The sequence below is a fragment of the Neisseria chenwenguii genome (assembly GCF_002216145.1).
Classification (GTDB): domain Bacteria; phylum Pseudomonadota; class Gammaproteobacteria; order Burkholderiales; family Neisseriaceae; genus Neisseria; species Neisseria chenwenguii.
The window spans coordinates 330,458-347,637 of the sequence record NZ_CP022278.1; the positions used below are offsets into that span (position 1 = coordinate 330,458).

The following is a 17,180-nucleotide window of genomic DNA, read 5'->3' on the forward strand; positions in this document are numbered from 1 at the left end:
CTGAGCGAGCGAAGTCGAAGCATCAGACGGCCTTTTCTCCGTCTTCCCCCTGCCCCGCTTTCAGATCTACCAAGCGTGTTCCGGCCAGAAAATCATAAAGAAACTGGCGGTCGGGGTTGAAGAGCGCAAAGCCCCACGGCAGAATCAGCCAAATCAGCGCGGCGCCGAATGCACCCATCGGCGGGATGTTGAGCAGATGGCGCAGGCCGGCGTAGGCCAGCATGGGGATGAACACAATAAACACGCATGCCCAAATAAAGCGCAGGCGCAGGATGTGCAGCGGCGGGCGTACGCCGCGTTGGTCGGTCAGGCCGATTTTCCAGGTCTGCATCGGCAGGGTTTGGCCTTTGAGCAGCCAGTTTGTGCGGAAGTAATACCACCAGAAACCGAACATCAGCAGGCAGGTGACGAAAGCGGAAAGCCGGGGAGAAACAGGGTTGAGGAAAATCGCGGCAATGCCTGACAGAATAGCGGCAATCGCGCTGACGGCGCCGACAAGCAGCAGCTCGTAAAGCATGGCGGCAAGGCGGCGTTTGAGGGATACGGTGGGGAAGGTCATAGCGTCGGCAGATAAAGCGTAAAAGATTTTCAATATTTCAGACGGCCTGCACATTAAGCCAAACCGTCTGCTCGGAAAGATACGGGGAAACAGTCGGGAATCCGCCGGTTCAGCCGCACAAAACACCGGAACAATGCCGTCCGAACCCGTTTACGGGCATACATTGCCGTCTATGCACATTCAGACGGCCCGAAACCCTGTCGGAATGAAAATCAGCCGCCCGAACCACCGCCATTTTCAGACGGCATTCGGACAATTTCTCCATACAGGGTATTGCCCGGACTTATCCGTAACGCCGTTGGAAATCGCGCATAAATTCCGCCAGCGCTTCCACGCCCGCGAGCGGCATGGCGTTGTAGATGCTGGCGCGCATTCCGCCGACGGTTTTATAGCCTTTGAGCTCTTTCAGGCCGCGCAGTCCGGCTTCCAATACGAATTTTTTGTCCAATTCCGCATCGCCGGTTTGGAAAACCACATTCATTTTCGAGCGCGCATCGGGGTGGATGTTGTTTCGGTAGAAACCGCCGCTGCCGTCAATGGCATCGTAAAGCGTTGCGGCTTTGAGTTTGTTGACCGCCTCAATCTGCTTCACGCCGCCCTGCGCGAGCAGCCAGCGGAACACCAAACCCGCCATATAAATCGGATAGGTGGCAGGGGTGTTGTGCATGCCGTTGCGGTTGACGTGGGCGCGGTAGCTGAACACGTCGGGAATGTCGTCGGGGCAGCGTTCCAGCAAATCTTCGCGGATGATGACCACGGTCGCCCCGGCGGGGCCGATGTTTTTCTGCGCCCCCGCGTAAATCAGGCCGTAATCGTTCACATCAAATTCGCGCGACAGAATTTCGCTCGACATATCGCAAACCAGCGGCGGCAGGCCGTCTGAAAGTTTGGGCACTTCTTTATATTGCAGGCCGTTGACCGTTTCGTTGATCGCGAAATGAACAAACGCGGAATCTTCGGCGATATCCCAATCCGCCACCGCCGGCAGGCTTTGATGGTCAGACCCTTCACCGGCAAGTGCCGCGATGCGGATTTGCGCGTCGGTCAGGCGCTGCATCTGTTCGGCGGCAATTCGGCTCCAGTTGCCCGTTACCACCGCATCGGCGGTTTTAAAGCCGTGCGCCAGATTCATCGCCACCATATTGAATTGGGTAGTTGCGCCGCCTTGCAGAAACAGGATTTTGTAATGGTTCGGAATGTTCAGAAGCGTGCGCAAATCCTGTTCGGCGTGATGCAGAATACTCAAAAACGTGTCGGAACGGTGGCTCATCGCCATCACGGGAAAACCCGTACCCTTGTAATCGAGCATTTCCTGCTGCGCCGTGCGCAAAACGGCTTCGGGCAAAACGGCAGGGCCGGCGGAAAAATTGTAAATCGGGGCGGACATGAAACGGCCTTTGGTCGGGGATAAAAAAGAGGCTTTGATTTTAGAGGCCGCCCTTGCTTAATGCAAGGGCAAAGCGGGGGAAACAGAGAGATTGATATGCCGTCTGAAAAGCTGTTTTATCAGTTAATTTTTTGATTTTAAAAGAATTATTTTTTCAGACAGCATTTAGGCGTTTGGAAATTTGTTGACAATTTTTCGGCTGTTTCAATGATTGTTGCGATTTTTCAGACGGCCTTTCCGCTGTTTGCGCCGCGTCAGGCCGTCTGAAAAAACTTCCGTCGAAACAACGGCTTTTCTTTTTGCCGCAAAACGGGTTATAATAAGCAAATTTTTCAGTTTTCCCGAAAAATGGCCGCGAGCCATTTTTTTGTTTTTGCACTTTGGAGCAGCATGGATATTCAGAATATTCTTGATAAAACCCTGCCGGGCTTGGGCTACGAGCTGGTGGATTTCGAGCTGACCGCGCAAGGCGATTTGCGTGTTTTTATCGACAAAGAAGGCGGCATCACCGTAGAAGACTGCGCGACCGTCAGCAACCACTTGAGCCGCGTGTTTATGGTGGAAGACATCGACTACAAACGCCTCGAAATTTCCAGCCCCGGCCTCGACCGCCCGCTGAAAAAAGCGGCGGATTTTGTGCGCTTTGCAGGACAGCAGGCCAAAATCAAGACCCGTCTGCCCATCGACGGCCAGAAAAACTTCATCGGACGCATCGAGCGCTGTGAAAACGATACCGTAACCCTTTCTTTCGACGGCAAAACGGCTGAAATCGAAATCGCCAATATCGACAAAGCCCGCCTGCGCCCTGAATTTAAATTTTAATTTTTCGTTATTTGAATAAAAACTTGGAGATTCTAAAAAATGAGTCGCGAAATGTTGCAGTTGGCCGAAGCGCTGGCCAGTGAGAAAAACGTAGAGGCAGGCGTGGTATTTGATGCTTTGGAAGAAGCGCTGTCTATCGCCGCCCGTAAAAAAGCCAGCCGAGAGCACATGGATGTGCGCGTGGAAATCGACCGCGAAACCGGCGGATACCGTACCTTCCGCCGTTGGCTGATTGTTGCCGACGAAGATTACACCTACCCCGATGTGGAAAAAACCATCGAAGAAATCCAGGAAGAAATTCCGGGTACCGACATCCAAATCGGCGAATATTACGAAGAACAGCTTGAAAACGAAGGTTTCGGCCGCCAAGCCGCGCAAACGGCCAAACAGATTATTCTGCAACGCATCCGCGATGCCGAGCGCGAGCAGATTTTGGGCGAATTTATGACGCAAAACCAAGTCGGCGAAAGTGTTGTCATGGGTACGGTCAAGCGTTCCGAACGCCACGGCGTGATTGTCGAGCTCGGCCGTTTGGATGCGCTGCTGCCGCGCGACCAAATGATTCCGCGCGAAAATTTCCGCACGGGCGACCGCGTTCGCGCACTGTTTCTGCGTGTGGACGAACTCGGCAACACCGGCCGCAAGCAGGTTGTTTTGAGCCGTACCGCCGGCGAATTTCTGGCCAAACTGTATGAAATGGAAGTGCCCGAAATTGCAGACGGCCTGCTGGAAATCCGCGATGTCGCCCGAGATCCGGGTCATCGCGCCAAAGTGGCGGTGAAAGCCAACGACCAGCGCATCGACCCGCAGGGCACCTGCATCGGCGTGCGCGGTTCGCGTGTGAACGCAGTGAGCAACGAGCTCTCCGGCGAGCGCATCGACGTGGTGCTGTGGTCGCCCGAAACCGCGCAGTTTGTGATCAACGCGCTGTCGCCCGCCGAAGTCAGCCGCATTCTGATTGACGAAGACAAACATTCCGTTGACGTGATTGTGGCGGAAGACCAGCTTGCCCTGGCCATCGGCCGCGGCGGTCAAAACGTGCGCCTCGCTTCCGATCTGACCGGCTGGCAGTTGAACATTATGACTGTGGAAGAAGCCGACGAGCGCAACGCCGCCGAAGACGCCGCCATCCGCAATCTGTTTGTCCAACACCTGAACATTGACGAAGAAACCGCAGATATTTTGGTGCAGGAAGGTTTTGCGACTTTGGAAGAAGTGGCGTATGTGCCCGCTTCCGAGTTGCTGGAAATCGAAGGCTTCGACGAGGAAATCGTGGAAGCCCTGCGCAACCGCGCCCGCGATGCAGTGTTGACGCTGGCGATTGCGTCCGAAGAAAAACTGGAGGACGTTTCAGACGACATGCGCAATCTGGAAGGCGTGGATTCGGAAATGCTGCGCGATTTGGCGCAGGCAGGCATCACGACCCGCGACGATTTGGCGGAACTGTCTGTGGACGAACTGATTGAAATTACCGGTGTGACCGAAGAAGCGGCTAAGAAAGTGATTCTGGCGGCGCGTGCGCACTGGTTTACTGAAGAAAGCAACTGAGGGGGGGTGAAAAACAATGAGTAATGCAACCGTAGAACAATTTGCCGCCGAACTGAAACGACCCGTTGACGAATTGCTGCAACAACTCAAAAGCGCCGGCGTCAACAAATCCAGCGGCAGCGACAGCCTGACGCTGGAAGACAAACAGCTTCTGAGAAGTTACTTACAGAAAAAACACGGCGGCGACAATGCGACCATCAGCATCCGCCGCACCAAAACCGAAGTCAGCACCGTGGACGGCGTGAAAGTCGAAACCCGCCGCCGCAGCCGTTCGGTCAATATTCCGTCTCCGCAGGATTTGGCGGCGGAAGCGAAAGCCAAAGCCGATGCACAAAAAGAGGCGGCAGAAGCCGAACAGCAAGCCCAAGCGGAAGAGGCGGAAAAAGAAGCCGCCCGCGCGGCGGAAAAAGCCAAGGCCGAAGCGGAAGCCGCCCGTTTGAAAGCGGCGCAGAACGCGAAAGCCGATACGCCGAAAGAGGCTGTTGCCGCTGTTGAAGCAGAAGGGAAGCCGTCTGAAAAAGTGCCGTCTGAAAACAAAGCAGACGCGAAACCCAAACACGACAAGCCGAAAAAAGACAAAAGCAAAGATGCGAAAAAAGCCGCTCCCGCCGCCCCTGCCGTTCCGCAACCCGTAGTCAGCGAGCAGGAACAGGCTCAGCGCGACGAAGAGGCGCGTCGTGCCGCCGCTTTGCGCGCCCATCAGGAAGCCTTGTTGAAAGAAAAACAAGAGCGTCAGGCACGCCGCGAGGCTGCCAAGCTGCAAGCGCAGCAGGAATCGAAAACCGCGCAGGAAGCCAAACTGGCCGAACAGCGTACCGCCAAGCCGTCCAAACCCAAACCGGCTGCGGCAGACAGCAGCGTGCCGTCTGAAAAAACCGCCGCACCCGCCAAAGGCCGCAAAGACGAACGCCGCAGCCGTGACGATTCAGACGGCCGTCCGCGCGGCGGCAAAGGCGGTAAAGGCCGCAACCAAAGCGCGGGTCAGGAAGAACGCGTGCGCGGCGGCAAAAAAGGTAAAAAACAGCTCAAACTCGAGCCGAACCAACACGCCTTCCAAGCGCCGACCGAGCCTGTCGTTTACGAGGTATTGGTGCCCGAAACCATTACCGTGGCCGATTTGGCGCACAAAATGGCGGTGAAAGGCGTAGAAGTCGTCAAAGCGCTGATGAAAATGGGCATGATGGTGACCATCAACCAATCCATCGACCAAGACACCGCCCTGATTGTCGTGGAAGAGCTCGGCCACATCGGCAAACCCGCCGCCGCCGACGATCCGGAGGCCTTCCTGAGCGACGGCGCCGAAAATACGGTCGAAGCCGAACTGCTGCCGCGTCCGCCCGTCGTCACCGTGATGGGTCACGTTGACCACGGTAAAACCTCGCTGCTCGACTACATCCGCCGTGCCAAAGTGGTTCAGGGCGAAGCGGGCGGCATTACCCAGCACATCGGCGCCTACCATGTCGAAACCCCGCGCGGCGTGATTACCTTCCTCGACACCCCGGGCCACGAAGCGTTTACCGCCATGCGCGCGCGCGGTGCGAAAGCCACCGACATCGTGATTCTGGTCGTGGCCGCCGACGACGGCGTGATGCCGCAAACCATCGAAGCGATTGCCCACGCCAAAGCGGCGGGCGTGCCGATTGTGGTTGCGGTAAACAAAATTGATAAAGAGGCCGCCAACCCCGAGCGCATCCGCCAAGAACTGACGGCGCACGAAGTCGTGCCTGACGAATGGGGCGGCAACGTACAGTTTGTCAATGTTTCCGCCAAACAGGGCATCAACATCGACGCGCTTTTGGAAGCCGTATTGCTCGAAGCCGAAGTTTTGGAACTCAAAGCCCCGGTCGAAACGCCGGCCAAAGGCATCATCGTCGAAGCCCGCCTCGACAAAGGCCGCGGCGCCGTCGCCACCCTGCTGGTACAAAGCGGCACGCTGCGCAAAGGCGATATGCTCTTGGCCGGTACCGCCTTCGGCAAAGTCCGCGCCATGTCCGACGAAAACGGCAAACCGATTCTCGAAGCCGGCCCGTCGATTCCCGTCGAAATCCTCGGCTTGTCCGACGTGCCCAATGCCGGCGAAGACGCGATGGTCTTGGCCGACGAGAAAAAAGCCCGCGAAATCGCGCTGTTCCGCCAAGGCAAATACCGCGATGTGCGTTTGGCCAAACAGCAGGCCGCCAAGCTGGAAAACATGTTCAACAACATGGGCGAAAACCAGGCGCAGTCGCTGCCGGTCATCATCAAAGCCGACGTGCAGGGTTCTTACGAAGCCCTTTCCGGCAGCCTGAAAAAACTCTCGACCGACGAAGTCAAAGTGCAGGTCTTGCACAGCGGCGTCGGCGGCATTACCGAGAGCGACGTCAACCTTGCGATTGCATCAGGCGCCGTGATTATCGGCTTTAACGTCCGCGCCGACACTACTGCGCGCAAACTGGCCGAAACCGAAGATGTCGAAATCCGCTACTACAACATCATCTACGATGCCATCGACGACGTGAAAGCCGCCATGAGCGGTATGCTCGCGCCGGAAGAAAAAGAGCAGGTTACCGGCACGGTCGAAATCCGCCAGGTCATCAGCGTTTCCAAAGTCGGCAACATCGCCGGCTGTATGGTGACAGACGGCGTCGTCAAACGCGATTCGCACATCCGCCTGATCCGCAACAACGTGGTCATCCACACCGGCGAACTTTCCTCGCTCAAACGCTATAAAGACGACGTTAAAGAAGTCAAAATGGGCTTTGAGTGCGGCCTGATGATTAAGGGCTACAACGACATCATGGAAGGCGACCAGCTCGAATGCTTCGACATCGTCGAAGTCGCGCGCTCGCTGTAAAGCCGTTTTGAAACAGAGGCCGTCTGAAACTTTCAGACGGCCTTTTCGTATCACAGCATTCTTCATACATCCAAACATTCTCCCGTTTCCCGCTGTGCCTGTTTGTGCTATAAACAGACTCCTTAATTCCAACCCGAAAGCCGAATCATGGATGCCCTCACTTTATTGACCACACGCCGTTCCTCTAAAAAACTCACCGCGCCCGCACCGAATGCCGGACAACTCGAAATCATGCTGCAAGCCGCGACGCAGGTGCCCGACCACGGCAATATGCGGCCGTTCCGCTTTACCGTGATTGAAAGCGAAGCGGGCATGGCGCGCTTTCGCGGGCTGTTGCGCCAAACCGTTACCGCGCTGAATTTCGGCGAAGAATCCATGATTAAAGCCGAAAAAGTCGGCAACATGGCGCCGATGGTCATCGGCGTGACATTCGCACCGAATCAGGAAGTGCCCAAACCCAAACCCGAATGGGAACAGATGCTCAGCGCCGCCTGTTCGGCCTACGCGCTGCAACTGGCGGCCAAAGCGCAAGGCTTTGACAATATTTGGATTACGGGGCTTTGGACAAACAGCCCGCTGCTGCGCGAAGCCTTCGGCTGCGGCGAAAAAGACAGAATCATCGGCCTGATTCTGGTCGGCACGCCGGGCGAGGAAACCTGCGGCGCGAAAAATACCGATTTGACGCAGTTTGTCAGCCGCTGGTAAGGCGGTTTCTTAATCAGGCCGTCTGAAAACGCCGAACGCGCGCGGATTCTCAGACGATTTTTTTTACCGATTGTTTCCATCCGCAAAAAACGCCTGTTTTTATAGTGAATTAAAATAAAAAATCTACAGCGTTGGCTGCGCCTGAGCTCAAAGAGGACGATTCACTAAGGCGCTGAAGCGCCAAGTTCATCTGTCCCGTACTACCCCGTACTGTCTTCGCCTTGCCGCCTTGTATCTTTCTTATTTTAATTCACTATATTTATATTTTTCCGAACTATTCCGCCCAAAATCAGTCTGATAACGAATTCTCAGCCCCAACCGAACGGACATCAAAATGACGACCAAACAGACAGTTGCAGAAAACCATCTCGTTCCCGCCACGCCTGCGGCCAGCACCGGCGGCACCCTGCTGAAATTTATTACCGGCGGCAAAGGAAACGACACGCTCAACGGCAGCGCCGCCGCCGAAATCATGCTCGGCCTCGCGGGCAACGATCGCTTAAACGGCAATGCGGGCAACGACAAACTTTACGGCGGCAACGGCAACGACATTCTGTCCGGCGGCATCGGGCAAAACATGCTCAACGGCGGCAACGGTGACGATACCTACCTGTTCGGCAAAGGGCACAACACCGTCGTTTCCAATATCGGCCGCGACAGCGTGCACTTTTCAGACGGCATCGGTTTGGCAGACATCACGCTGAAAACCGTCGGGAAAAACTGGGTTATCGACGCCAAAGGCGGCAGCATGACGCTGGTCGGTCAGGCCGACGGTCCTGCCGTTGCCGACACCTTCCAAGTCAGCGGCAAAATCTACGCCGCCCATGATTTCGCCGCCGCCCTCGCCGCCGGAAAAACCGGCAAAACGCTCACGGGCACCGACGGCGACGACGTTCTGCGCGGCACAGAATACGCCGACACCATCAGCGGCGGCAAAGACGGCCAAGACACGCTCTACGGCAACGGCAGCGACGACGTCATCAGCGAAAAAAGCCTGACTTATTGGGGCAGCGAACCCGACGACAAACTCTACGGCGGCGCGGGTAACGACAAACTTTACGCCGCCACGGGCAACGACCTGCTCGACGGCGGCACAGGCCGCGACCATATGGAAGGCGGCGACCACAGCGACACCTATCTTTTCGGGCGCGACTACGGGCAGGACACGCTGTTCGACTACAATTTCCAGCCCGACGAAGAGTTCCTGCTTCACAAATCCAACGCCAACACCGTCAGATTTTCAAACGGCCTCACGCTCGATGATCTGACGTTGAACATCAGCAGCGGCTACGACCGCAGTTTGATCAAAAATATGCCCGAAATCTACGGCTACACCGGCGCCCCGCTGCTCGAGGGCGACACTTGGAAAATCGGCATCAAAGGCACTGCAGACACCCTGACCATCCTCAACCAAAGCCCCCTGCACGGCGCGGTCGATCAGTTCCAAATCGGCGGCAAAACCTACACCGCAGGCGAAATCCTGCAACATTTCTACCCCGACCCCGGGCAGATTACCACCCTGCACAACCACGCCGTCAGCAGTTTTTCAGACGGCAAATTAATCGTTTACGGCACATCGCAAAACGACGCAAACCTGACCGAAGGCAGTTTCCAAACCGAAAACAGCCCATACAACACCGACCGCCTGATTTACGGCGGTGCCGGCAACGATACCGTCGAGCTTGCCGCGTCCGACTTTTTCGAAGTCTCGTTTTACGGCGGCACGGGCAACGATGTCTTCACCGCCAACCGCCAAACCGCCGTATTCGAAGGCGGCGCCGGTAACGACACCGTCACCGACCTCTACAACTCGGAAGCCGCCAATACCATAATCTTCGGCAAAGGCGACGGCCGCGATACCGTCGAGTCCCAATCCGCCACCCCCAATGCCGTCTTACATTTTTCAGACGGCCTCACCCTTTCCGACCTCGTGTACAGCCAAACCGCCGAAAACGCCGTTGTCAGCCTAAAAAACAGTGCCGACAGCGTCAGCATCAGCCTGACCGACAGTAACGGCGACGGCAAAGCCGACACCCCCGCACTGCAAAAAATCCGCTTTGACAACGGCAAAACCCACAACATCAGCGAAATTTCCGGTTACAGCAGCGCCTGCGCGGATGCGGTGAATATTCCCGATGCGGCGGATAACGCGGGGATTTTGTAAAGCGTTTCCAAACGGGAAACACGGACTTGCCGCAGGAGTTTGAACCATGCAGCCCGAAGCAAGCGTAGGGACGGTTAGCTTTGTCCCAAGCAAAGCATAACCGTCCGAATGATAATGCCGTCTGAAAAGCAATAAACCTTTCAGCCACCCACAAGCCGTCTGAAAACAACCATTTGTAACGCCTTGAAATTGCCACGCCCGCCGCAGCGGGTTAAAATGCCGTTTCGATTTTAACTGCTAAAAACAACCCGACAGGCCGTCTGAATACTCCGTTACCGAATATTCAGACGGCCTTGAAACACCATGAACACCCGTTTACGCATTACATTCCGCCTCTTCTGCATCGTCCTCTGCCTGCTTTACGGCATGGCCGAAATGTTTTTCCTCTTTCCCTTCTACAGCAAAACCCGCAAGCTGCGCGCGATTCAGATTTGGTCGCTGCGCGTGATGGCTTCCTGCGGCATGAAGCTGGAAACCTTCGGCGTTCCGCCCTCTTCCGCCCACGGCCAGCTTGTCGTCGCCAACCATATTTCATGGATGGACATCATGGCGTTCAACGGCGCGTTCCCCGGCCGTTTCGTCGCCAAAGACGATGTCGCCGGATGGCCGGTGATCGGCTACCTCGCCACGCAGGCGCAAACCGTTTACGTTGCCCGCAACAAAGGCACGGCCGGCAACGGCGAAAAAATCCGAACCGTCACCCAAGCCCTGCAAAACGGCGATACCGTCGCCCTCTTCCCCGAGGGCACGAGCACCGGCGGCAGCAGCATCCTGCCGTTTAAAACCAGCTTTTTCCAAGCCGCATACGACGCAGGCGTACCCATCGTACCCGCCCTCTGCCGCTATCCCAACCCCGACGGCACTTCGCCCAGCCCGCATTCCGCCTACCACACCGACATCAGCCTGTGGCAGTCCATCATCATGATCATCAGCCAGCCCGAAAGCAAAGCCGAACTGCACTTCCTCCCGCCCGTTTCCCCGCACGAAGACCGCCGCGAAAGCGCTGCCGAAGTCCATGCTTTGCTGTTGGCGAAGCAGAAAGAACTGGGCTGAACATCTTTTCAGACGGCCTGAAACATCCGCAAAAATCAGAAAGGCCGCCTGAAAACCACGCCCCCTTTGCCTTACCTGCTTTTCAACGAAAAGAGTAAAAATGACCACAGCCGCCACTTTCAACCAAAGCACCCCGCGCATCGGCCTAAGCGTGCGCCTTGCCGAAACCGACGCCGAAATCCGCGCCGCCCAGCGCCTGCGCTACCAAGTGTTCGCCGAAGAACTCGGCGCCGACATCTACAACGAAGAAGGCATAGACGCCGACGAACTCGACGCCCACTGCCACCACCTGCTCGCCTTCGACGACGCTACCGGCGAAGTCATCGGCTGCTACCGCCTGATTACCGAAGAAGCCGTCCGCGCCGCCGGCTCGTGGTACAGCGCCCACGAGTTCGACCTCACCCCCTTGCAGCCCATCCTTTCCCAAGCCGTCGAACTCGGCCGCGCCTGCATCCACCCCGACTACCGCAACGGTGCCGTCATCACTCTGCTCTGGAGTGGTCTGGTCAAATTCATGAAAGACGCCGGCCTGCGCTACATGCTCGGCTGCGGCAGTATCGACACCCGCGACGGCGGCCACAACGCCGCAGGTATCTATTTGGATTTAAAAGAAAAACACCTCGCGCCCGAGCCGTTCCGCGTCAAATCGCTCAACCCCATGCAGTGGGACAAGCTCTCCCCTGTGCGCGGCGCCGAATGCCCGACGCTCATCCGCGGCTACGTCAAAGCCGGCGCATGGATTTGCGGCGAACCCTACGTCGATGAAGCATTCAACTGCGTCGATGTGCTGATTCTGATGGACATCGCCCAACTGAGCGACCGCTACCTGCAACGCTTCGCGCCTAAGGATTTGTAATCGTCCGGCAAAACAATCAGGCCGTCTGAAATTCAGACGGCCTGATTGTTTTTTGTCAAACGGCAATTTTACGGACAAGGACGGCAAGGACGGAATTACGCTGCCCTTAATGGTTTTGCGGACAAACCGGCAGCCCAAAGAAACCCCGAAAGGCCGTCTGAAAATCCGTTTCGTTCCGTATCAAGTCTTAGGCAGCGTCACGCCCGTCTGCCCCATGTATTTGCCGTTGCGGTCTTTATACGAAGTTTCGCAGATTTCGTCGCTCTCAAAAAACAGCACCTGCGCCACGCCTTCGCCGGCGTAGATTTTGGCGGGCAGCGGGGTAGTATTGGAAAACTCCAGCGTAACGTAACCTTCCCATTCGGGTTCGAACGGCGTGACGTTGACGATGATGCCGCAGCGGGCGTAGGTCGATTTGCCGAGGCACACGGTCAGCACGTTGCGCGGGATGCGGAAATATTCCACCGTACGTGCGAGCGCGAAGGAATTGGGCGGGATGATGCAGCAGTCGTCTTCGACGGTAACGAAGTTTTTCGGGTCGAAGTTTTTCGGATCGACGATGGTGCTGTTGATGTTGGTAAAAATCTTGAATTCGTTGGCGCAACGGATGTCGTAGCCGTAGCTGGACGTGCCGTAGGAGATGATGCGTTTGCCGTCGGCCTCTTTGATCTGGTTCGGTTCAAACGGCTCGATCATGCCGTATTCTTCGCTCATGCGGCGTATCCATTTGTCGGATTTGATGCTCATTTTGGGATTCCTTAGGGTCGGTTTTCAGACGGCATTGAGGCCGTCTGAAATTTTATAGTGAAATAAAATAAAAAAGATACACGGCGGCAAGGCGCAGACAGTACGGGACAGATGAACTTGGCGCTTCGGCGCCTTAGTGAACCGTCCTCCTTGAGCCCGGCCGCAGCCAACGAAACAGGTTTTTTATTTTAATCCACTATTTTTTCGCGTTTGCCAGCTTGGCCTCCTTCATCACGCCTTTGTCGAATTTCATCACAAACAGCGCCTCACCGTTTTGGCTGACGTTGAAATGGCCGTGTGCATAACCGTTTTTGAACATGCCTTCCAAAACCATTTTGTTGAGTTTGGTGCTGTTGACGTTGAACGGCTCAATAAAGATAGTTTTCGCGGGGTTGACGTTCACGCTGTACACGCCTTTGCCGTCGAAGCGGCCGTTTTTAAAACCGCCTTTGTAGCTGCGCCCGTCCTGACACGCCCACGCGCCCTGCCCCTGCGGCATGCCGTCTTTGCCGACTGCGCCCTCGTAGCGGCAGCCTTTGGACTGAAAGGGCTCGATAACGGCGGCGGCGGCGGGCAAGGCAAGGCCGAAGGCGGGCAGCAGGAAAATAAAGCGTTTCAACATAATTCGTTCCTTTCGTTTTTTCAGACGGCATGGACGTTTGCGGCTGATGTTTTCAGACGGCCTGACTGCTTAAAAAGGCCGTCTGAAAAACTTATTCCTGCCAACCGCCCAGCAACGACACCAGCTCTTCCAGCATTGTCGCCACTGCCTCGGTCATCAGAATCTGCGAAGCAAATTCGAGGCTGGCGGCATCGTCGCCGCTGCTTTCGGCCTCTTCCTGCAACACATCCAGATACTGAACGCGCTTGATGGTGAAATCCTGCGTCAGCACAAACGCCAGCTGCTCGCGCCACACCAACCCAAGCTGGGTCACGGTTTTGCCGTTTTTAACGTGCTGCACCACTTCGTCGGCAGTCAAATCCTGTTTCGACACTTTGACCACCGGCGCCACATCACCCGTGCCTTTCAATTCGCAATCGCTGTCCAATTCAAAACCGCCGCCGCAGGCGCCGTCGAGCAGCCACGACGTCATCAGCGACGAAGGCGACTGCTTGGTGTTCGGCAGGCGCGCTTCCAAGCCGCCCAAGGCCTCGCGCAGTTTGGTCAGCACGTTTTCCGCTTTCGCCGACGAAGCGTTGTTGACCAGCAGAAAACCGCGGCGCGTATCGAAAACCGCCTGCGTCGTACCGCTGCGGGTAAACGCGCGCGGCAGCAGATCGTCGGTAATCTGTTCTTTCAATTCCTGTTTTTCCTTGCGGCCGACATTGCGCGCTTCGTTATTCTGAATTTCGGCGACTTTCTCGTCCAAAATATCGCGGATCACACCGGCGGGCAAGACTTTTTCCTCTTTTTTCAAGGCCACGCGCCAAGTGTAGTCGGCAGGGAAAACCAGCTCGGGCGAAAAGGAAACCGGTGCGGAAAACCCCTCGCTGAACCAGTCCAAACCCTGACAGCGGGCGAATTTTTCTTCTTCGAGTTTGACGGCAAGCTTGTCCAAATCGGGCAGCTTGTCTTTGTCGAGCGGATAAAAACTGATCTGCTTAAACCACATGATTGCGTCCTTGAGTGAAAACCGCAGCATTATACAGATTCGCAGGCCGTCTGAAAAACCCGCCGGCTGCCGGGATTGACAGCACAACGGCGTTTCGGTATAGTTGCGCCCGGTACGCGCCCATCGTCTAGAGGCCTAGGACACTGCCCTTTCACGGCGGCAACCGGGGTTCGAATCCCCGTGGGCGTGCCAGATTTTGAATGAAAAGCTCCGCATCAATGCGGGGCTTTTTTGCGTTTGCAGGCCGTCTGAAAACCTGCGTTTTACCTTTCCCCCCTTGCCCGCATTTTTCAGACGGCCTATACTGGACGCCTGACCAATGAACGCCTGTCCAATCCTGAAATGACTGAAAACACCCGCACCCGATTTCTCGAACCCGGTCTGCGCCTGTATCCGCAATACGGCTGCCAAAAGCTGACCGTCCGCCTGCTGGCCGCCGAAACGGGGCTGAGCTTGGGGATGTTCCACCACCATTTTGCAAGCAAAGATGCCTTTATCGGCGAACTTCTGACGCTGAAATACGAAACCGCGCTGGCCGGCATGATGGCGTAGGCCGAAACCGGAACGGCGCCGGAGCGGCTGCGGCAGGCGGTGTTTTTTATTGCAGTGTTTGTGCGCGACAATCTGAACTGGATCAACCGTGTACTCGACGACAGCTCCTACGGTGACGAGGCGGTGAACCGCTTTCTCAAGCAGCACGCCACGCGCCATGTCGCACCCCTGCTCGCATTGATCAGACAAGCCGATAAAACGGCGCAGGCAGCAAAAAACGTTCCGATACAGCGTTTTGTCTTTTTAATGTCGTCTGTCAACGGCCCGATGATTACCGGCGACCACCTTATCGGATGCGGTCTTTGGCCGTCTGAATTCGAAGGGCAGTTTGCGCCGCAGATTCTTAGCGACGAGGCCATCAAACAGCGCATAGACTGGGCGTTTGCCGCGCTGTTCCCCGATGCCGCGCAAGCGCCCGAATCGAATTGAAACCGTTTTTTCAGACGGTCTGACCATCCGACCGCTACGCCACCCGAAACGGAAACCCTTATGAACAAACTCGTCCCCCTCGCCCTTGCCGCCGCCGTTGCCGCGGGCGGTTACTATATCTACACCCGACAGCACACCGACGCCCTGCCAGCCGGTATCGCCCAATCCAACGGCCGCTTGGAGCTGAACCGTTTTGATATCGCCAGCCTCTATCCCGGCCGCGTCGAAGAAATGCTTGTGGACGAAGGCAGCGAAGTGGCTGCGGGCGACGTGTTGGCGAAACTCTCGTCCGACACCAGCAGCAGCCGCGTCGAAGCCGCCAAAGCGCAGAAACAGCGGGCGGTCGAGAGCGCGACGCGGGCGGCGGCGGAGATGAAGGCTTTGGCACAGCGGCAGAAAGTGGCGCAGATGGAGTGGGACAACGCGCTGGAACTCAAACGCGACGATTTGGTGTCCGATTCCGAAGTGCGCCGCCGCAAAGCCGAACGCGACAGCGCCGCCGCGCAGGTTGAAGCCGCCCGCGCCGCGCAGGCCGAAGCGCAGGCCGCGGTCAACGCCGCGCAGGCGCAGATTAACGAAGCGGCCTCCGCCGACGGCGACATGACCATCCGCAGCCCGAAAGCGGGGCGGGTGGAATACAAAATCGCCGAAACCGGCAGCGTGATTGCCGCCGGCAGCAAAGTCGTCAGCCTGCTCGACCCCGCCGACGTTTCGATGAACATTTTCCTGCCCAACGGTCAGGCAGGCCGTCTGAAAACCGGCGACGACGCACGCATCCGCCTCGACAGCCTCAACGCCGTGTTCCCCGCCAAAATCAGCTTCATCGCCACCGACGCGCAGTTCACGCCCAAAGCGGTGGAAACCGCCGACGAACGCGCCAAGCTGATGTTTAAAGTGAAACTGAAAATCCCCGCCGACACCGCCCTCAAATACAACCGCCTGCTCAAAGGCGGCATGACGGGCAACGGGTTTGTGAAAACCGATGCGAAAGCGGCATGGCCGGCGGATTTGGCGGTGAAACTGCCGAAGTGAGTTTGCTGGCATAGGTCGGGCATTCGTGCCCGACGCTACTAGAATCTTCCGCCATGTTTGGAAATATGCGGGAAATGTCGGGAAAAAGTGTCCGACCTGCGGCTGAAGTGGGTTTGGTGGCAATGTGTTCATAAAATAAAACGGCAGGCCGAAGCCTACCGTTTGCACCGCCTAAAAAGTTTCAGACGGCCTGTATAAAAAAACAGAAATACTTGCTTTAAGGTTTAGCGTCAGCGGAACAGGCGGATAAGGATAATCGTAATCAGCATACTGACCGCCATCTGCCAATAAAACATATCCTTCCCTGGAAACAGATGTTTCATTGCCATTGCTACTGCAGCGGCGGCTACCGTTACACTTAATAGTAACACAAACCCTTTTTTCATACTAGAAATACGGGCTACCTACTGCAGTAGCAACAGCACTAGTAGTAAAAGCTCCACCTGCAGTCATCGCCGCCGAGCGGATACCGTTAACCGGACTGAATGCCCCACTTAAGCCGCCAATCGCCACAGCACCTAAAAATTTGTTTGGGTCTTTGCCTCCACCTGCAAGATAGCCATACCCTGCACCGTATGCACCGGCTATCCCGCCTACTGCATTGGCAACCCAGCCGCCAGAAACTTGATTCATTTCATTTTCATCTAAAATAATATACATAATAAATATACATAATATATTCCTTTGGGGTAATTAACTAGGAGTACAAGGAATCTGCATTATTTTTGCGGAGTTTCTTGTCTAATTAGTGACAGCCGGGAAAGGAAAAAGTTTAAAATTATTTAGAGTTATTTTTTTAATTTGTTGATTATATTGATAACATTATTTTCATTTTCTATTATTTGATAATTTGCTTTTGTCACTCTGTTTAGCTGTGTGG

The 17,180-nt window shown here is 56.0% G+C and carries 17 protein-coding genes and 1 tRNA gene; 11 read left to right on the plus strand and 7 right to left on the minus strand.

The genetic code is table 11. The annotated features are described in order from the left end of the window. Window positions 1-22 precede the first annotated feature (22 nt). Entirely contained in the window at window positions 23-559 is a 537-nt protein-coding gene (locus BG910_RS01655) for an RDD family protein (protein WP_089037083.1), read from the minus strand. 283 nt (window positions 560-842) lie between these two features. Further along, window positions 843-1,946: a phosphoserine transaminase gene (gene serC / locus BG910_RS01660; RefSeq protein ID WP_089035340.1), complete on the minus strand. Its 1,104-nt coding sequence runs from the start codon at window positions 1,944-1,946 to the stop codon at window positions 843-845. A 390-nt stretch (window positions 1,947-2,336) separates the two neighbouring features. Between serC and rimP the strand changes: the two genes are divergently transcribed. The 7 genes from rimP to BG910_RS01695 all read left to right on the plus strand — a co-directional run bounded on the left by rimP (window position 2,337) and on the right by BG910_RS01695 (window position 11,927). Beyond that, window positions 2,337-2,768, plus strand: a complete 432-nt coding sequence (rimP, locus tag BG910_RS01665) for a ribosome maturation factor RimP (protein ID WP_089037084.1) — start codon at window positions 2,337-2,339, stop codon at window positions 2,766-2,768. A gap of 39 nt (window positions 2,769-2,807) precedes the next feature. Continuing rightward, window positions 2,808-4,316: a transcription termination factor NusA gene (gene nusA, locus BG910_RS01670; RefSeq protein ID WP_089035341.1), complete on the plus strand. Its 1,509-nt coding sequence runs from the start codon at window positions 2,808-2,810 to the stop codon at window positions 4,314-4,316. Between the two features lie 16 nt (window positions 4,317-4,332). Then, entirely contained in the window at window positions 4,333-7,149 is a 2,817-nt protein-coding gene (gene infB / locus BG910_RS01675; RefSeq protein WP_089035342.1) for a translation initiation factor IF-2, read from the plus strand. A gap of 147 nt (window positions 7,150-7,296) precedes the next feature. Beyond that, complete coding sequence (locus BG910_RS01680; RefSeq protein WP_089035343.1) at window positions 7,297-7,854, plus strand: nitroreductase family protein; 558 nt, start codon at window positions 7,297-7,299, stop codon at window positions 7,852-7,854. A gap of 334 nt (window positions 7,855-8,188) precedes the next feature. Beyond that, window positions 8,189-10,018, plus strand: coding sequence for a calcium-binding protein (locus BG910_RS01685; protein WP_089035344.1), 1,830 nt, complete (start codon window positions 8,189-8,191; stop codon window positions 10,016-10,018). A gap of 303 nt (window positions 10,019-10,321) precedes the next feature. After that, window positions 10,322-11,071, plus strand: coding sequence for a lysophospholipid acyltransferase family protein (locus tag BG910_RS01690; RefSeq protein ID WP_089035345.1), 750 nt, complete (start codon window positions 10,322-10,324; stop codon window positions 11,069-11,071). Between the two features lie 100 nt (window positions 11,072-11,171). After that, a complete protein-coding gene (locus tag BG910_RS01695; protein ID WP_089035346.1) occupies window positions 11,172-11,927 on the plus strand; it encodes a GNAT family N-acetyltransferase in 756 nt (251 codons plus the stop codon). Window positions 11,928-12,107: 180 nt separating this feature from the next. Here BG910_RS01695 and dcd read toward each other — a convergent pair whose 3' ends face one another. The 3 genes from dcd to BG910_RS01710 all read right to left on the minus strand — a co-directional run bounded on the left by dcd (window position 12,108) and on the right by BG910_RS01710 (window position 14,287). Beyond that, window positions 12,108-12,674, minus strand: coding sequence for a dCTP deaminase (dcd, locus tag BG910_RS01700; RefSeq protein ID WP_089035347.1), 567 nt, complete (start codon window positions 12,672-12,674; stop codon window positions 12,108-12,110). Window positions 12,675-12,870: 196 nt separating this feature from the next. Continuing rightward, the gene (locus BG910_RS01705; protein ID WP_089035348.1) at window positions 12,871-13,296 is read right to left on the minus strand and encodes an MORN repeat-containing protein; all 426 of its coding nucleotides are present in this window, start codon (window positions 13,294-13,296) and stop codon (window positions 12,871-12,873) included. A 91-nt stretch (window positions 13,297-13,387) separates the two neighbouring features. After that, window positions 13,388-14,287: a recombination-associated protein RdgC gene (locus BG910_RS01710; RefSeq protein ID WP_089035349.1), complete on the minus strand. Its 900-nt coding sequence runs from the start codon at window positions 14,285-14,287 to the stop codon at window positions 13,388-13,390. Between the two features lie 116 nt (window positions 14,288-14,403). Between BG910_RS01710 and BG910_RS01715 the strand changes: the two genes are divergently transcribed. The 4 genes from BG910_RS01715 to BG910_RS01730 all read left to right on the plus strand — a co-directional run bounded on the left by BG910_RS01715 (window position 14,404) and on the right by BG910_RS01730 (window position 16,300). After that, window positions 14,404-14,479 (plus strand) — tRNA-Glu (locus tag BG910_RS01715). Between the two features lie 150 nt (window positions 14,480-14,629). Further along, window positions 14,630-14,839, plus strand: a complete 210-nt coding sequence (locus BG910_RS01720; RefSeq protein ID WP_089035350.1) for a TetR/AcrR family transcriptional regulator — start codon at window positions 14,630-14,632, stop codon at window positions 14,837-14,839. Between the two features lie 39 nt (window positions 14,840-14,878). Next, complete coding sequence (locus tag BG910_RS01725; RefSeq protein ID WP_157694005.1) at window positions 14,879-15,268, plus strand: hypothetical protein; 390 nt, start codon at window positions 14,879-14,881, stop codon at window positions 15,266-15,268. Window positions 15,269-15,328: 60 nt separating this feature from the next. Beyond that, the gene (locus tag BG910_RS01730; RefSeq protein WP_089035352.1) at window positions 15,329-16,300 is read left to right on the plus strand and encodes an HlyD family secretion protein; all 972 of its coding nucleotides are present in this window, start codon (window positions 15,329-15,331) and stop codon (window positions 16,298-16,300) included. A gap of 230 nt (window positions 16,301-16,530) precedes the next feature. Here BG910_RS01730 and BG910_RS12075 read toward each other — a convergent pair whose 3' ends face one another. Together BG910_RS12075 and BG910_RS01735 are read right to left on the minus strand one after the other, a co-directional pair. After that, a complete protein-coding gene (locus BG910_RS12075) occupies window positions 16,531-16,671 on the minus strand; it encodes a hypothetical protein (RefSeq protein ID WP_157694006.1) in 141 nt (46 codons plus the stop codon). Window positions 16,672-16,687: 16 nt separating this feature from the next. Then, the gene (locus tag BG910_RS01735) at window positions 16,688-16,960 is read right to left on the minus strand and encodes a bacteriocin (protein WP_089035353.1); all 273 of its coding nucleotides are present in this window, start codon (window positions 16,958-16,960) and stop codon (window positions 16,688-16,690) included. Window positions 16,961-17,180: the final 220 nt, after the last annotated feature.

Bases quoted from the DNA above. Each gene is read 5' to 3' on its own strand.
- BG910_RS01685 (WP_089035344.1), top strand. From the start codon at position 8,189: ATGACGACCAAACAGACAGTTGCAGAAAACCATCTCGTTCCCGCCACG.
- infB (WP_089035342.1), top strand. From the start codon at position 4,333: ATGAGTAATGCAACCGTAGAACAATTTGCCGCCGAACTGAAACGACCC.
- BG910_RS01735 (WP_089035353.1), bottom strand. From the start codon at position 16,960: ATGTATATTATTTTAGATGAAAATGAAATGAATCAAGTTTCTGGCGGC.
- rimP (WP_089037084.1), top strand. From the start codon at position 2,337: ATGGATATTCAGAATATTCTTGATAAAACCCTGCCGGGCTTGGGCTAC.
- nusA (WP_089035341.1), top strand. From the start codon at position 2,808: ATGAGTCGCGAAATGTTGCAGTTGGCCGAAGCGCTGGCCAGTGAGAAA.
- dcd (WP_089035347.1), bottom strand. From the start codon at position 12,674: ATGAGCATCAAATCCGACAAATGGATACGCCGCATGAGCGAAGAATAC.
- BG910_RS01730 (WP_089035352.1), top strand. From the start codon at position 15,329: ATGAACAAACTCGTCCCCCTCGCCCTTGCCGCCGCCGTTGCCGCGGGC.
- BG910_RS01680 (WP_089035343.1), top strand. From the start codon at position 7,297: ATGGATGCCCTCACTTTATTGACCACACGCCGTTCCTCTAAAAAACTC.
- BG910_RS01705 (WP_089035348.1), bottom strand. From the start codon at position 13,296: ATGTTGAAACGCTTTATTTTCCTGCTGCCCGCCTTCGGCCTTGCCTTG.
- serC (WP_089035340.1), bottom strand. From the start codon at position 1,946: ATGTCCGCCCCGATTTACAATTTTTCCGCCGGCCCTGCCGTTTTGCCC.
- BG910_RS01710 (WP_089035349.1), bottom strand. From the start codon at position 14,287: ATGTGGTTTAAGCAGATCAGTTTTTATCCGCTCGACAAAGACAAGCTG.
- BG910_RS01690 (WP_089035345.1), top strand. From the start codon at position 10,322: ATGAACACCCGTTTACGCATTACATTCCGCCTCTTCTGCATCGTCCTC.
- BG910_RS01655 (WP_089037083.1), bottom strand. From the start codon at position 559: ATGACCTTCCCCACCGTATCCCTCAAACGCCGCCTTGCCGCCATGCTT.
- BG910_RS01695 (WP_089035346.1), top strand. From the start codon at position 11,172: ATGACCACAGCCGCCACTTTCAACCAAAGCACCCCGCGCATCGGCCTA.
- BG910_RS01720 (WP_089035350.1), top strand. From the start codon at position 14,630: ATGACTGAAAACACCCGCACCCGATTTCTCGAACCCGGTCTGCGCCTG.